Below are 14,400 nucleotides of genomic sequence, written 5' to 3'. Positions count from 1 at the left end.
TTCGATCAGCCGTAGATCAGCTTGGGAATAAAGAGAGAGATTTGCGGAATATAAGTCACCAGCAAAAGCACGATGAGGTTCACCAACACGAATGGCCACACCCCGCGGATGATGTCCTCAACCGGCTTATTGAGCGTCGAGGAGGCCACGAAAATATCAAGCCCAAAGGGCGGCGTGATCATGCCAAGGCTGACATTGAGCGTCACCAACATCCCGAAATGGACCGGATCGATGCCAAAGCTCATCGCCACCGGATAAAGCGGCGGAACCAAAACCAAAAGCGTCGAGTTGGGATCGATAAACATGCCCGCGATGAAAAACAGGATGTTCACCACAATCAAAAAGGTGATTTTGCCCGCGCCTGTGGCGTCCAAAAAGGCGATGATTTCGTTGGGAACTTGCGCCAGCGTGACGAAGTACGCAATCAGCCCCCCCATTGCCAACAGCACAAAGATGATCGCGGTGTTCACTGCGCTGTCTTCTGTGATCTTGGCAAGACCTTTCAGGTCCAATGCGCGAAACACAAACATCTCGACTAAGATCGCATAGACCACACTGACAGCAGCAGCCTCGGTCGGCGTGATAATCCCGGAATAGATTCCGCCTAGAATGATAACAGGCATGCCAAGCGCCCATTTGGCGTTCCAAATCTCGCGCAGCCGATCCATCCAAGGCATCCGCGGATCATGCGCCACGCCATCGCGCGCGGCCTGAATGCGCACATAGACCGAAAACGCCACCCCAAGCAGCAGACCAACGGCAAGCCCGCCCGCAAAAAGTTTGGCAATCGAGGTGCCGGTGATCCAGCCATACACAATCAATGTGATCGAGGGCGGGATCAACAGCGCGGTTTCCGCCGAAGACACCAAAAGCCCAAGACTAAAACGATCCGAATACCCTGCTTTGCGCAATTCGGGATAGACCATACGCCCCATGGCTGCCACCGTTGCGGGGGCAGAACCAGACACAGCGCCAAAGGCCATGCTACCGCCAACCACAACATGGCCCATGCCACCTTTTGTGTGGCCGACCAATGCTTTAACCACGCCGATCAATTGACGTGCGATTTGGCCAGAGCCCATCAAATTGGCGGCAAAAATAAAGAACGGGATCGCCAAAAGCGTCGAATGGTCAATGCCACCTACAATCTTTTGTACCACAGCGGCATCCGGCAAACGGGGATAGAATGCTTCTTTGTAAGCCAGCGCAGGAAGCCCCAGCACCAACAGCATTTCAAAGCCCGCAACCAATAAAACGACAGCGAAAAGAAGGATAAGTGCAAGGATCATTCTGCGACCTCCTGATAGCGGTCAATGACGCCAAAAAGGCTCAGCCCATAGCGCAGCCCCAAAAGCAAAAAGCCCAGAACAGGCGCTAGATAGATGTAGCCCATAGGCACACCAAGGGTCGGAGACTTCTGACCTGTTTTGAGCACGAATTGCACCAAATCAAGCGCCAGCCACGCCACGTAAAGGCACATAGCCATCCCTATGAGGTCGACAATTTTTAAAACCACATTCAGCATTGGCGCGGGCAGTTTCGCACGCATATTGGTGATGCCCACATGTTTGCCACGCTCAAGAGCAAGACCCAGTGCCAAAAATACCAAAAACAGATTCATCATCCGCACGGCCTCTTCGATCCACGCAAAGCGGCTTGCAAATGTGCCGCCAATTTCACGGGTCACGACGGACCCTGTGTAAAGACACACCATGATCAGAAAAAGGGCGATAAGGACGGTTCTTTCGACCGTTCGGAGCGCTGTAAGTGCTTTCATAGGATGGGCTTTCGATCATCTGGAAAAAGGAGCTCCGCAGTCAGGCCATGCCAAAACTGCGGAGCAAAGAGACCCGAAAAGGGCCAAGTCTCAAAGTGGTGTTAAAGTGCGCCGTATGCTTCGGTATAAATATCAAGCAATGCCTGACCTGCTTCACCGGTTTTGCTGACATAGGCATCCGAGGCCGGCCCAAACATCACATCGCGCAAAGCGGCGCGCTCTTCTTCGTCCGCGATACGGACATTCGCACCCGACTCTTTGATGGTCACAAGAGCGGCGTCAACGGCGGCTGCTTTATGCGCGGTCAAATCCGGGATCACCTCAGCAAAAGCATCTTTGATGATGGTCTGATAATCGGCTGGCAGACTTTCCCAGAACATCGGGCTGAACAGGATCACATCCTCCATCGCACCGTGATCTGACACGACCACATTCTTTTGAACTTCGTAGAACTTCATCGCTTTGATGGTGTCGAGCGGGTTTTCTTCGCCATCCACGACACCGGTTTGCAGCGATGTGTAAAGCTCACCGAACGGCAATGCGATCGCCGAAGCCCCCAGTGCATTGAACTGTTCGATCAAGATCGAGCTGTCCATGACGCGGAATTTTTGACCCGCAAAATCCGCAAGCGTGTCGAGCGGCTCATTCGAGGTGAATTGCTTTTTACCGTTTGGCCACAGATCAATCGCAACCATGCCTTTATCGGAAAAGCTATCAAGCAGCGCCTCACCAAAAGGACCATCACGCAGTGCGGCTGCCTCATCGGCATCTTCGGGGATCAAGTAGGGAATATCGAGGATAGAAACGAGTGGGTTGAAACCACCCAAAAATGCCGCAGGCGCAACCGTGGCCTCAAGCGTGCCAAGTTGAACACCTTCGTTCATCTGGCGTTGGTTACCCATTTGACCTTGGGGGAAAAGTTGAAACTCCACATCGCCGTTTGTGCGCTCTGCCACAAGCTCAGCAACGTTCTCTAGAAAAACGTGGCGGCTTTGCTGTGTGCTTTCAAGATGGCCGATACGCGCCACATAGTCCTGCGCCACAGTCGGCATCGCAAAGGTTAGGCTGGCCAAAAGAGACGCAGAGAAAATAAATTTAGAATGAGGCATGATGCACTCCCCGTTGTTAGGTTTCTTTATAGAACACATAAACCCATGAAAGTCGGCGAGAGGTCAATATGGAAAGTCTAAAAAATGAGACGAATCTTGAAAACACTCAAATACCGACCAATACTGATCAATATTTAGGCAACATCAATCCCCCGAAAGCCCCTCGCGCGCGATCAATTCCTCGATATAGTCAGCCGCCTCTTGCCCCTTAAGAGATGTCGACCAAAGCCGATTGGCGATCCCCTCATGCAGATCAAGCGCCTCGGGCGCAGAGGTAATAAGACCAACGCCAACACGGGTATTTGGATTGTGCCCAAGGCGGAACGGGCTGATCGTCAAAACCGAACGCCCACCCTGCCGGACAATTTGAAACGATGTTGACGGGATCGGCTCGCGCGCCACGCCGATCTGAACACCTATGTCAGGCACGCGCAACATTTCAACAATATGACGCACCTCAAACAGAGCCATTTTCCGGCGTTGATCACGGACATCATTGGACAATTCCGCAGCGCCTTCCAGCCCTTCTTTGAGGAACTTACGGATATCCGCATCCGAGATAATCGAAGCCAAAAGCGGGCGCCTTTTGGCGAAACGCGCTTTTCTTTGCTTCAATATACTCAAAATAGCATCAACATCCTGTCCTTCAGTCTCTTGAACCGATTCTCGCAGGACGTCCTTCAGAATGACATCATACTGCTCAGTCGTCACCAGATAGGAGATCGGACTAAACAGACCAATAATCTGATCGCAATCCTCTTCGATTTGACGCATGCGCTCGAAAAAACCCACAGCATTGTCGACATATTCAATCCCAACCCCCAACAAACTCGGAAGAGAAACATGAAGCTCATTGGCGATGGCCGAAAGCATGTCGATCTTGGCAATCTCACCCTTTTCCGCACGGTAAAGCGCAGCGCGTGAGATATTCAGCCGCACAGCCAATTCCTCAGGTGCAAGCCCCCGACCAAGCCGATGCGCCTTAAGGCGCGCGCCTATATCTTTGAAATTGAGTTGCGTCTCGTCCACTGTGCGCCTGCCTGAACATTACCTTACCGCCAACTCCGCACAAAGAAACAGCGGGCCTATAGCGTGTATCAAAATTGAGATAACCATGGTTTCATTAGGATCACAAGCCTGATTTTCCAACACCCGTGACGCGCATATTATCCATCCGCTCAGGCGGCAGAGCCTTTCCCCCAGCAGCGCGGAGCAAAGTCTACAAGACTGGCCACAGAAAATAGAACGTTGCTTTGAACCACAAACATCCCCATTCCTCACCGAGCAGCACCCCCCCGCAGTGATCTATTGGCTGAGAATTGAAACGACCAACTTCGTTTGCACAGGCTTCGCCAAAACCAATCTCAGGACGTTATTCAGTTCAAATATCCAAGACAAAAGCTTCACTCGGAATGGACGAGCAGATCAAAGTACTTTGTGTGTCTTCGCCAGATGACCCGATCAAGGGCTCGGCGGGAAAGCCTTTTATTGGATAGCGGTACAGATTTTCAATTTTGATCACGTGATGGCCCCCTCGGTCACGATGATTAAGGCGTTAGAATTTTCATCCAATTTGGCTTGAAGAAATGCCGCATAGCCAGCTGCCCCCGACGGTGTGGTTGCCACGCTCTGTGCGGCGAGAGCCTTGGCCGCGAGCTGAGCCTGCTGATCAGACACCGTGACGAATGCGTCGGCTTTTTGGCTCAGAATTTCGAAGGCAAGAAGCGATGCAGTTTTACAATCCAGTCGGCCCATATTTGACGCTGGGCCTTGCACATCAATCAAATACCCCGCCTTCATGCTGTCGTGCAGGCAAGGCGCAAAATCTGGCTCAACGACGCAAATATGGGGCTGCACAGCCCAGTTTTTGCGGATCATATAAGTAATTGCCCCTGCAAGCCCGCCGACACCCGCCTGCAAGAAAACATGGCTTGGCCAATCGCCGCACTGTTCAAAGTCAAGACGCATTTCCTCTGCGATTATGGTGTAACCTTCCATTACAAGCCGCGGAGGCTCGGTATATCCTGGCCAAGATCCATCAGCCAGATGAATGCCGTTGCCTTGGGCGGCGTCTTCTATGGCGCAGCTCACGCTATCCTCATAGGTTTCACCCGAACGAATGACCTTTGCCCCCAATCGGGTCAACCGGGTGATAAATTCGCTTGGGACGCGTTTCGAAAGATGAATGCGTGAAGAAGCTCCTAGATATTGAGCCCCAGCGGCAACAGATACCCCATGATTGCCTGCGCTGGCGCAAATGAATGTCTTGTCGCAGGCGTTCTCTCGCAGGTCGGAAAGCATCACTTTAGATTTAGAGGCGCGCCCCATAACCAATCGTGCAACAGCATATCCGCCACCAACAGCCTTGAATGACCCCTGCCGCATCCGATTGGTCTCGTCCTTAATCAATAGCTTTGTATTTCCCATACTATTCGCAACGCGCCTTATCGGCGTGGGCGCGTAGTTCGGCCATTGCTTGAGTAAATTCGTTGCTGCGTCGGGGCAAAGTGCGAAAGTTGTATTTTCCATAGATGATACGTATCAAGATTGAATGATCAAATTTGATCGAAAACTTCAATAGTATGATAAATTATACAAACATTATTAATAATGGTGACATATGACTATTGATAGCGCCGATATTGCGATCCTAGACACTCTCCAGAAAGACGCTCGGGTTGGGTTGGAAAAGCTGGCACATATTTCAGGGCTCTCAACCGCTTCAGTGCAACGCAGACTGAAGTCTTTGCGCGAGACAGGGGTAATTGATCGCGAGGTTGCGCTGCTGGACCCACAGAAACTCGGCCAATCCATGAGCTTTGTCGTGATGGTTGAACTTGAACGTGAACGGCTAGACCAGATCGATCAATTTGTCCGACAAACGCGTAAAGAACCTCAGGTACAACAATGTTACTACGTCACCGGAGATGCCGACTTTTGCCTGATTTGTACGGCGAAGAATATGCAAGACTTTGAGCAGCTGACACATCGTTTGTTTTTCGAGAACTCTAACGTACGACGCTTTCGAACCTCTGTTGTCATGGGAAGAAAAAAAGTGGGACTGGGAGTCGCGTTATCAACGGAATAGCATTCCAGTTGCGGCAAGACGTGTCGGTTCTCTATGGACCATTTGCTTTACACTCAAAGACTTATGGCTAGACATTGATCTCAAACCTGACCACCATCTGACGGCAATCGCACATGAACGGACCAAAGCGGAGTAAGTGAGAATGAATGTTGGCGTGTCCTGTCTCTTTGTAACCACCCTTTGGGCCGTACAAGCGCACGCAGGGTGCCCCCAAGGGCAAGAGGCCTTCACCTCGTGCCAGATTGAGGGGCGCGAAACGGAAGTCTTCGTGTGCTTCGACGATCAGGTTGCAACCTATAGCTATGGGCCGATTGGTGGCGCGCCTGAATTGCAGTTGTCTGAACCTGTTGAGCGCGTCGATTTCGAGCCTTGGTCGGGGTCCGGCGTGTCGATCTTTGAGAGCGTCACCTTTTACAATGGCGACTACGCTTACAATGTGGGCGGCGGTTTTGATCGCCCCTTTTCCGAAGAGGACATGGAACATGAGCCACGCCGTTTCGGATGGATCGAAGTGACGGAAAGTGGCGAACATGCCGCGGGCCTTGAGTGTATCCCAGACACGGTAAGCTATGGTTTTGGCGGCGGAATCCACGACATTAAAGTGACCGCAGGCCAAACATGGGACCCCTATTCTTTCACTTGGGTGTCCGACAGTATTCAGCAGACGCCCACGTCGACCTTGCAGGACAGCCAATACGAAAGCCTCATCGAGCATTGCCTGCCCGCGAGTGAGTTTAGTTTTGGCGGCGTGCGCATGGGCGATCCACTGAGTGCGCTCGGCAAGCTCGGATCACCAGAGACCATCGAAGACCCCGACGGGCGCGGCGAGGCCATCGACCGCATGACGCTTGTCGGAATGCATCTCGATATTTTCCAAGATGCCGTTTACGCCATGACCACAACATCGCCGAGTTGGAAGATGCCGTCGGGCCTGAGGGTTGGACTAACGCGCGGCGAAGTTATCCGGCTTTTGGGGCGCGTGCCCGACGGATATACGGTCACATCGCAGAGATTCACGGCTTATGTCTGCTCGGACAATCCGACCCCTGATCCCGAATGGACCATGGTGATCAACTTCGGTCAAGATAAACGGGTGAGCCGCATAGATTTTGTAAGTCTGGCATATTAGCATCGCATCGCGTTGTGTTGTGTTGGGTTGGGTTGAGTTTGGGAGGGCAACCATTTTGAAAGTTTTACCTACATTTCTTGTCCTCATTTTTTGGATCAGCAGCTGGTTTCCATCCACACCAGAGAGAGGCGCCATTTTCGCCGCAGTCGCCTGCATCCTAGGTTTGATTATAGCGCATTTGACCGCAAAACCTCAGAGCAAACGCACAAGCCCCTCAAAGGCAACTGCGGTTCTCGCCACAGTTCTCCTCATCATCGGCGCATTTCTCGCGTTGATGACATGGGTAGAAGGCACATCTGCGAGCGGGGCCATCATGCTCTTTTATATTTTGGGGGGCGTGGGGTATATCTTGCTGATCAGGGCGGTTTCATCACCCAAACAAAACTTGCGCGTGTATCGATGTATCGGGGCCTTGGTTCTTTGCCTCATGGCCAGCTGGTCATGGGCCTCTGCGATCAGCATGTATGCACATCGCGGAGCAGCAGAACATGCTGACACTGCATGTATTCTTATACCCAATCCAAGTGAGTACGACACCAAATTAAACTCCATATGGGAAATGCGCCTGCCCCAAGTCAGATCGCAAAGAACAAGTCCAAGCGGCAGCTATATTTGGGAATATCATGCCATCCTTGTCACGCAGATTGACGGGCGAACCGAACACTACAACTGGTCAAAAAAATGGATGCGGTTCGAACGCCTCGATCCTGTGCGCAATCCGTATTTACCGAAAACCTGCCCATAAACTTACTGGGTTCAGGTGAAGTGACATCGACCAACTCTTCCGCATGATCTTCTCTACTGCGAGCCGAGGTCGCGCGAGTTGCCTATTGAAACAAGCCGGCGACCTATGGCCTGCTGTTCATAGCATCGGCGCATACGGAACTTGATGACTTCTGCCCAGTTGCGAATTCCTTGAGGGAGTATCGACACGATATCGATGGTTAACTGCCACGCGATGCTTTTTGACCGAAAGTCCTGAGCTTATACGAAAGACATCCTTTTTTTGGAGCCGTGCAGAACCATGCGGACTTGCTCAAGCCCCCTCATAACGGTTGAGTGGCTGCCAATGCGGTTTTGGCAGGGCAACCACTCATCACGACAGTCCGTCTTGTTTAGACGTCAATGACGACCTTGCCGATGGCCTTGCCGCTTGTCAGGCGATCATAAGCCTCACCAACATGATCAAGATCGAAAACCGCCTCATCAAGCAGGGGTTTCAACGCGCCGGCGTCGACAATTTCGGCAAGCTTTGCCAAAATCTCACCGTGCTTGGCGCGACCTTGCCCGCTGAGCATGGGCAACAGCATAAAGACGATGTGCAAGGACAGCCCTTTGAAATGCGCGGGCGACAGATCAATTTCCAGAAGCGACACAGTGGAGGCGATATTTGCATTGAGCGCTGCGGCCTCGAAAGAGTTGGTCATATTGGCACCGCCCACAGTATCAAATATCAGATCAAAGCCCACGCTATCAGTATACTTTACGACGTAGTCAGCAATCTTTTCCGAGGTGTAGTTGATGGGAGTGGCTCCGTAGCCCTTAATGATCTCAATCTGTTGGTCTTTGGAAACGGTTGCATAAACCTCCGCACCAAAATACTTGGCCAATTGCACGACCAAATGGCCAACACCGCCTGCGCCACCTTGGACGAGAACTTTTTGGCCTTCTGTGATACCTGCCCGCTCAAGTCCTTCAAGAGCGGTGATGCCAACCAATGGCATAGCCGCCGCTTCGCGCATGGAAATGGATTTGGGTTTGTGGGCGATCAGCTGGACATCCGCCAGCATGAACTCAGCAAGCGCACCTTGGAGATCGGCCAGCCCCCCTGCGCAGCCGTAGACTTCGTCACCGACGGCAAATGCTGTTACATCCTCGCCAACCGCCTCAACGACGCCTGCGAAATCCATACCCAGAACTGCGGGGAGCGCGGGAGACAAGGGCAGATCAGCGCCCATTGAGCGGATCATTGTATCAACGGTGTTCACGCTGCTGGCGGCAATGCGCACGACCACGTGGCCTGCAGTCGGCGTGGGTTTGGGCAGTTCTGCGATTTCGAATGTTGCGGTCTCGCCGTAAGACGTAATGGTGGTAGCTTTCATGGGAGGTGTCCTTGAGTAGGTTTAAAGCGGGTTGTATGAGACGGCATTTGGCAACGCCCTCTTGATAAGTACGGGGAGGCTTGCGCCTTAGAACGGGGCGAAGCCGTCCTTGGGAATCGTAGGAATGCTCCAGCGTTCTTTGGCGTCGAGCACATGAACTGGTGCGCCGAAGCGGGGCACCTGACCCTTGTCGCCATAGAGCCACAGGACAAAGTTTGTCCGCTCGCCTTCAGTGATCGGCATGGATTCATGCGGCACGCTGCCGTGATGGATCAGCGCTTTTCCGGCGGCAAAACTCAACTCGGTCACCTGACGGGTTTCACGGTCAAAGAACTTTACGCCCGAGCCGGAAAACGTTTCGCCCGGCAGGTTGAGGTTTAGGTTCAAGGTGACTGAGGATGCATCCGTATGGGCGCGCAAAGATCTGTCCGCATCGGCTTGCCACTGGATTGAGAAGCCAAAGGTTTGCGTGTCATATCCGACAATATCGGGAAACAAGAGCCGCGAGATGGGCCGCATATAGGCGTCCATCAAATCGCGGTAGAATGCCTGAAAATTCGGCGCGGCAAGATAGCCCTCCGAGCGCGGGTCGAGCATCGCGCCACCACGGTTGAGCGAAATACCATAAGGCGGGCGCAGCGGGATACCCGCGTCAGCCACACGCTCAAGATATTCACGCAAAACCGACAGGCGCGCGGGGTCGAAAAATTGCGCCTCATAAACACCTGGGAAGACTTCTGTCCAAAGGTCTCTAACAGCGCCCTCCTTGCTTAGATCTTGCCATGCCTGCGCGATGGCCTCGCGCAATTGAGGGTCGTAAAGGCTGCTGTCCAGAACGGCCTCTTGGCCAGTGTTGGCCTCCCATTGGGTCCATGCCTCCTGAAATAAGGACGTGTTCTGGTCCCAGAATTTTTGAACCGATGGGGTGCGCTGCAACATTGCTTCACGCGTAGGACGAGGGATCGCGCGGGCGCGTTCAAGGGAGGTGGATTGCATGATATGTGCTCCTGATATGGCCGTGCGCTGCATCGGCCCGAATGAGAGTGTTCGCCGTAATGTGCTTAGCCAAGCATGGCTGCGGCCTCGTCGAGACCTTGCATCACCTCGGCGCTATGGGCCGCATCAAGGGCGGCGGCATGGGGTTGCGCAAACAGCTGGCTGTCATTGTCAAAATAGGCCCCGCTCGCCTTGGCGAAGGATGCGTCCAGAGCCGCATCGCGTAGAATATTCGCACCAATGCTCAGATCGTTGCCTGCAATGCCAAAGCCTTCCTTGACCATTTTGGACGCCAGCAAGGAGCCGGGATTGACCGCAATGATCGCTGGGCCATCAGGCAGTGTTTTCGCCATTTCGCGCGACCAGATGGTCAGCGCCAGTTTGCTTTGCGCATAGACGTCCATATCGCTCAACTGCCTGCGTCCGTGCAGGGCATCCAGATCAACGGGCGCTTGGGCTGCCGAGGATAGGTTCACGACGCGACCGTCTTTCGCAATGATCGGCAAAAGCTCACGGGTCAGCACATAAGGCGCAATGGCGTTCACCATAAAGCGAAGATCATAACCGCCTTTGGTCACAGGGTTCGGCACCTTAAGGATACCTGCGTTATTGATCACCACATCAATCTGGCTGTGCTTGGCACGAATGGCGCTGGCCAGAGCATGCACATCAGCCATATCCGACAGGTCGGCCAAATATTGCTCGACAGGGCCTGCGATCGTTTTCGCCGCGGCCTCCAGTTTGGCCGCATTGCGTCCATGCAAAAGGACCACGTGCCCCTCCGCCACAAGGGTTTGTGCGGTCAAAAGGCCGATCCCGTCGGTGGAGCCTGTGATGAGAATTGTCTTGGTCATTGGGTCATCTTTCGTGTTGGTCCCACCTTGGGGAATTTAGGCCGCGTAACGGACCAAAGTACGGCTCTCGATGCTGCGCCGAACCGTGTGAATGTTCGGATCCTCAATCATGTCCAAAGCACTATGGGCGATCGAAGGTCGGCCGCGATTGTCGAAGATGTTAAAAAACGTTACCTCGTCGGGTGTCATTTGGGACATATAGAACCAGTCATGACGCGGGTTCGCCGCAATCCCCATGATCTGCCCCTTGCGGTTGGGATAGATTAGATCGAGCAAAATCCAGTCCTGATCTGCCACAGTGGCGGGGCGGATAAATCCCAATGGTGCCGAGTTGATCGGTGCGCCCACTGGTCGCCAGACATTGACGAATGCGAAGTGGCCTTTGGCCCATTCGGCAGCCTCGTCCTCGCCCAGAATGTCAATCAACCGCTTTTCGGCGCCCTCGACACTATAGTCGCTATGCACATTACGGGCCGGTGCGCGATCTGCCTTCGGGTCATCCTCACGCAACGTATGGTCAAACACGATGACCTCCTGCGCGCCGATTTCGGTCTCAAGCAGCTTGGTCAGCTCGGCATCATAGGCGTGCTGCCAATCCTTACCCGCAAAGGATGCCACAGCCGTCGGGAAAGTTGTAAAGCCGACAGAGCCCTTCTCAAATGTGGCACCCGCATGCGCCGCACGGACATCGCGAACCCTCACCTGCGTTGGCGCAAGATCGGGCGAAATCAGCTTGCCGGTAATCCCGCCCGCATCAACGACGAACGCCTGCTGTTCAGGTTTGTGGACGTGGTAATTTACGGTTGCGATCTGTGCCATTGGAAGTTCCTGTGTCTGTCTTGAGCATAGATTTATCACTTCCATAAATTATATAAATAAGGCATATTTGATTTCAGTATTCCGAAAAAGTATAAAATATGGACACGCAAACCCTCCGTCTTTTCGTTCTTGCCTGTGAGACATTGAACATAAGTGCGGCGGGTCGTTCGCTCGGTATGGCACCCGCTGTCGCAAGCACGCGTATCGCAAAACTGGAGCATCTTGTCGGCGCAGACCTGTTACACCGCTCCACCCGCAAAGTGTCACTGTCGTTAGAAGGGCGCGACTTCCTGCCCTATGCACGCGAAATGATCGCTCTGGAGGAGGCCGCGCTTGCTGCCCTCGGCAAAGGTCGGACAACGATCAGCGGTACATTGCGCTTTGCCGCGTCCAGTACCTTTGCACAGCTCTACATCGCGCCGCTGTTGCCGCTTTTTATGGACGAATACCCAGACCTGCGTCTCGATTTGCATCTCTCGGATTCCGAATTTGACCTCATCGAGGGCAGTTACGATCTCGCGCTGCGCAATTCAGTTTTGGCCGATAGCAGCCTTACGGCACGCAAACTCGCGGATGACATGCGCATCCTGTGCGCCTCACCGACCTACCTTGAACGCTATGGCACGCCCAATCGCGTTGAAGATTTGGCAAAACATCGCCTCATTGCGTTTAAAAATAGTGATCCCAAAACGCTGGTCTCACGTGAAGGCACGCAAGCGCAATTCATCCCCAAAGATGCCGTTCATTATCTGATCGTGAACGACGGGCTAAGCCAAAAGCTCACGACGCTCGACGGCGGTGGTATTTCAATCAACTCACTTTGGGCCGTTCAAAAAGAGCTTGAGAGCGGAACCTTGACGCGTGTTTTGCCCGACTATGAGTTGGCAAATAAACCGGCGCTTTGGTTGATCTACCCCAAAAGCAACGTCGTCTCCGCCAAAGTTCGCTTGTTTATGGATTTCCTGATCGAACACTTTGGGCGTCAAAATCTAACACGAAAAACATCCTGATCCGAGGTCTTACGAAACCGACTGGCGATCACATGGAAATATCCACATGGCAAATCCGCCTATCTGTAAAAAGATGAGCACCCCCACTTGGTGATCGCTTCACCTTGTTGATCTAGCATTTTCATGCCCCGTGCCGCCATGGGACACACCGAAGCGCGCCATGACATCCTGCGACAGATCCAGAAAATTAAGGGAGGCAAAAAAGGGGCTCAGACCAAGTCACATTTAAACCATTGATTTCACGCGAAAATAAAAATTTACGCGTGAAATATAATGGCGGAGAAATAGTCGGCCCAAAAATTACCCGATATTAGTTATAATCATTTTAATAACAATGCACTAACTACAAACCCCGGACATACAAGTGTAGCACAAAATTCCAACGGACTGTTGGTTGCGGGAGCTCGGCTTGATAAATACTTGCCTTTGTATAGGGTTGCCGAAACCCTGTCTTACCGAATAAGTAAATGGAATTGCCCTCAAGGACTTCCAAAACATCTTCGGCGATCAGTCATCTGGAAACATTGTTAAACTTAGACACATGTTTCAGCCCTTCATATTGCTCCACATTCCTTTGGTCAGAGCACATACATGTTTTTTTTGATTTCGACGACACCGACAGTGATGGCACGCAAGACCTCGGTTAAGAGAGACAGAGTAACATAGCAGGCCAGCTTGCATGATAAATTTTTTGTAAGCTGGTCTACCTCTCACGGATTAACATCACGACACTCAAAAAGCGAAATAGATAGACCTTGGTTGTCTAAGAAAAATTCAAAGCACTTGCGGCCCAAAGTCTCGTGACGAGCCTGCTCGCCACGAGCTTAAAGGTAAGGTTTTAACTCAGCAAATCGAGGAGCTGTTTTGCAGCTTCTGCGGATGATGCTGGGTTTTGCCCTGTCACCAGCTTGCCATCTCGGCGCACAAAGCTGGCCCAGTCGTCGCCTTTTTCAAACAGCCCCCCATTGGATTTGAGCAGATCCTCAACCAAAAACGGCACAACATCTGTGAGGCCTGCAGCGGCTTCCTCAGTGTTTGAAAACCCTGTGACGCGGCGCCCCGCGACCAATGGCTTTCCATCCGCACCAACTGTGTGACGGAACACGGCAGGTGCGTGGCAGACTGCACCCACTGGGCGATCCGCGGCAGCGAAGGCTTCGATCAAGCGCTTGCTATCGTCATTTTCGGCCAAATCCCAAAGGGGACCATGCCCTCCGGGATAAAAGATTGCATCGAACCCAGCTTCTGAGACATCTGACAACTTAAGTGTAGTTGCGAGATACCTTTGAGCTTCGATGTCGTTTTTGAATCGGCGCGTATCGTCCGTTTGTGACTCAGGTGCATCGCTGGCTGGATCAATAGGTGGCTGCCCCCCTTTGGGGGAGGTAAGCGTGATCTCGGCCCCTGCATCTCTGAAGACAAAATAAGGTGCGGCGAATTCTTCAAGCCAAAACCCCGTTTTGTTACCTGTATCACCCAGTTGGTCGTGAGATGTGAGCACCATGAGAATTTTCAT

General features: G+C 52.7%; 15 protein-coding genes. 4 read left to right on the top strand and 11 right to left on the bottom strand.

What is annotated here, in order from left to right:
- Positions 1 to 5 precede the first annotated feature (5 nt).
- The 6 genes from KO497_RS11345 to KO497_RS11320 all read right to left on the bottom strand — a co-directional run bounded on the left by KO497_RS11345 (position 6) and on the right by KO497_RS11320 (position 5,415).
- Positions 6 to 1,289: a TRAP transporter large permease gene (locus KO497_RS11345; protein WP_215944082.1), complete on the bottom strand. Its 1,284-nt coding sequence runs from the start codon at positions 1,287 to 1,289 to the stop codon at positions 6 to 8.
- Entirely contained in the window at positions 1,286 to 1,777 is a 492-nt protein-coding gene (locus KO497_RS11340; RefSeq protein WP_215944081.1) for a TRAP transporter small permease, read from the bottom strand. Before KO497_RS11340 ends, KO497_RS11345 begins: the two co-directional genes overlap by 4 nt.
- Positions 1,778 to 1,878: 101 nt before the next feature.
- A complete protein-coding gene (locus KO497_RS11335; protein ID WP_215944080.1) occupies positions 1,879 to 2,886 on the bottom strand; it encodes a TRAP transporter substrate-binding protein in 1,008 nt (335 codons plus the stop codon).
- A 144-nt stretch (positions 2,887 to 3,030) separates the two neighbouring features.
- Positions 3,031 to 3,915 (bottom strand): helix-turn-helix domain-containing protein, encoded by an 885-nt coding sequence (locus KO497_RS11330; RefSeq protein ID WP_215944079.1) that lies wholly within the window; start codon positions 3,913 to 3,915, stop codon positions 3,031 to 3,033.
- Between the two features lie 352 nt (positions 3,916 to 4,267).
- Positions 4,268 to 4,408 (bottom strand): hypothetical protein, encoded by a 141-nt coding sequence (locus tag KO497_RS11325; RefSeq protein ID WP_215944078.1) that lies wholly within the window; start codon positions 4,406 to 4,408, stop codon positions 4,268 to 4,270.
- Positions 4,405 to 5,415: a pyridoxal-phosphate dependent enzyme gene (locus KO497_RS11320; protein WP_215944077.1), complete on the bottom strand. Its 1,011-nt coding sequence runs from the start codon at positions 5,413 to 5,415 to the stop codon at positions 4,405 to 4,407. The genes KO497_RS11325 and KO497_RS11320 overlap by 4 nt, the downstream gene beginning before the upstream one ends.
- A gap of 91 nt (positions 5,416 to 5,506) precedes the next feature.
- Here KO497_RS11320 and KO497_RS11315 point away from each other — a divergent pair, with 91 nt between their 5' ends.
- The 3 genes from KO497_RS11315 to KO497_RS11305 all read left to right on the top strand — a co-directional run bounded on the left by KO497_RS11315 (position 5,507) and on the right by KO497_RS11305 (position 7,848).
- Positions 5,507 to 5,974, top strand: a complete 468-nt coding sequence (locus KO497_RS11315; protein WP_215944076.1) for an Lrp/AsnC family transcriptional regulator — start codon at positions 5,507 to 5,509, stop codon at positions 5,972 to 5,974.
- 268 nt (positions 5,975 to 6,242) lie between these two features.
- Positions 6,243 to 7,103 (top strand): hypothetical protein, encoded by an 861-nt coding sequence (locus KO497_RS11310; protein ID WP_215944075.1) that lies wholly within the window; start codon positions 6,243 to 6,245, stop codon positions 7,101 to 7,103.
- A gap of 313 nt (positions 7,104 to 7,416) precedes the next feature.
- Positions 7,417 to 7,848, top strand: coding sequence for a hypothetical protein (locus KO497_RS11305; RefSeq protein WP_215944074.1), 432 nt, complete (start codon positions 7,417 to 7,419; stop codon positions 7,846 to 7,848).
- Positions 7,849 to 8,218: 370 nt separating this feature from the next.
- On the opposite strand, the gene KO497_RS11300 is transcribed toward KO497_RS11305, so the two are convergent.
- The 4 genes from KO497_RS11300 to KO497_RS11285 form a co-directional block, all read right to left on the bottom strand.
- The gene (locus KO497_RS11300) at positions 8,219 to 9,205 is read right to left on the bottom strand and encodes a zinc-dependent alcohol dehydrogenase family protein (protein ID WP_215944073.1); all 987 of its coding nucleotides are present in this window, start codon (positions 9,203 to 9,205) and stop codon (positions 8,219 to 8,221) included.
- An 87-nt stretch (positions 9,206 to 9,292) separates the two neighbouring features.
- The gene (locus KO497_RS11295; RefSeq protein WP_215944072.1) at positions 9,293 to 10,201 is read right to left on the bottom strand and encodes a 2OG-Fe(II) oxygenase family protein; all 909 of its coding nucleotides are present in this window, start codon (positions 10,199 to 10,201) and stop codon (positions 9,293 to 9,295) included.
- A gap of 65 nt (positions 10,202 to 10,266) precedes the next feature.
- On the bottom strand, positions 10,267 to 11,055 hold the full coding sequence (locus tag KO497_RS11290; protein ID WP_215944071.1) for an SDR family NAD(P)-dependent oxidoreductase: 789 nt from the start codon (positions 11,053 to 11,055) through the stop codon (positions 10,267 to 10,269).
- A gap of 36 nt (positions 11,056 to 11,091) precedes the next feature.
- Positions 11,092 to 11,874 (bottom strand): CmcJ/NvfI family oxidoreductase, encoded by a 783-nt coding sequence (locus KO497_RS11285; RefSeq protein WP_215944070.1) that lies wholly within the window; start codon positions 11,872 to 11,874, stop codon positions 11,092 to 11,094.
- Positions 11,875 to 11,972: 98 nt separating this feature from the next.
- Between KO497_RS11285 and KO497_RS11280 the strand changes: the two genes are divergently transcribed.
- Positions 11,973 to 12,884, top strand: a complete 912-nt coding sequence (locus KO497_RS11280; RefSeq protein ID WP_215944069.1) for a LysR family transcriptional regulator — start codon at positions 11,973 to 11,975, stop codon at positions 12,882 to 12,884.
- A gap of 838 nt (positions 12,885 to 13,722) precedes the next feature.
- On the opposite strand, the gene KO497_RS11275 is transcribed toward KO497_RS11280, so the two are convergent.
- Entirely contained in the window at positions 13,723 to 14,400 is a 678-nt protein-coding gene (locus KO497_RS11275; RefSeq protein WP_215944068.1) for a type 1 glutamine amidotransferase domain-containing protein, read from the bottom strand.

Origin of the sequence: Pacificibacter marinus (assembly GCF_018860665.1) — a bacterium.
Classification (GTDB): domain Bacteria; phylum Pseudomonadota; class Alphaproteobacteria; order Rhodobacterales; family Rhodobacteraceae; genus Celeribacter; species Celeribacter marinus_A.
Note: the sequence above shows the minus strand (reverse complement) of the source record. Positions and strands in the feature narration are given on the sequence as shown.

What these genes read in the sequence shown, in the direction of transcription:
- KO497_RS11345 (WP_215944082.1), bottom strand. Translation starts at nt 1,289, where the DNA reads ATGATCCTTGCACTTATCCTTCTTTTCGCTGTCGTTTTATTGGTTGCG.
- KO497_RS11340 (WP_215944081.1), bottom strand. Translation starts at nt 1,777, where the DNA reads ATGAAAGCACTTACAGCGCTCCGAACGGTCGAAAGAACCGTCCTTATC.
- KO497_RS11335 (WP_215944080.1), bottom strand. Translation starts at nt 2,886, where the DNA reads ATGCCTCATTCTAAATTTATTTTCTCTGCGTCTCTTTTGGCCAGCCTA.
- KO497_RS11320 (WP_215944077.1), bottom strand. Translation starts at nt 5,415, where the DNA reads ATGGAAAATACAACTTTCGCACTTTGCCCCGACGCAGCAACGAATTTA.
- KO497_RS11315 (WP_215944076.1), top strand. Translation starts at nt 5,507, where the DNA reads ATGACTATTGATAGCGCCGATATTGCGATCCTAGACACTCTCCAGAAA.
- KO497_RS11305 (WP_215944074.1), top strand. Translation starts at nt 7,417, where the DNA reads ATGCTCTTTTATATTTTGGGGGGCGTGGGGTATATCTTGCTGATCAGG.
- KO497_RS11300 (WP_215944073.1), bottom strand. Translation starts at nt 9,205, where the DNA reads ATGAAAGCTACCACCATTACGTCTTACGGCGAGACCGCAACATTCGAA.
- KO497_RS11295 (WP_215944072.1), bottom strand. Translation starts at nt 10,201, where the DNA reads ATGCAATCCACCTCCCTTGAACGCGCCCGCGCGATCCCTCGTCCTACG.
- KO497_RS11290 (WP_215944071.1), bottom strand. Translation starts at nt 11,055, where the DNA reads ATGACCAAGACAATTCTCATCACAGGCTCCACCGACGGGATCGGCCTT.
- KO497_RS11285 (WP_215944070.1), bottom strand. Translation starts at nt 11,874, where the DNA reads ATGGCACAGATCGCAACCGTAAATTACCACGTCCACAAACCTGAACAG.
- KO497_RS11280 (WP_215944069.1), top strand. Translation starts at nt 11,973, where the DNA reads ATGGACACGCAAACCCTCCGTCTTTTCGTTCTTGCCTGTGAGACATTG.
- KO497_RS11275 (WP_215944068.1), bottom strand. Translation starts at nt 14,400, where the DNA reads ATGAAAATTCTCATGGTGCTCACATCTCACGACCAACTGGGTGATACA.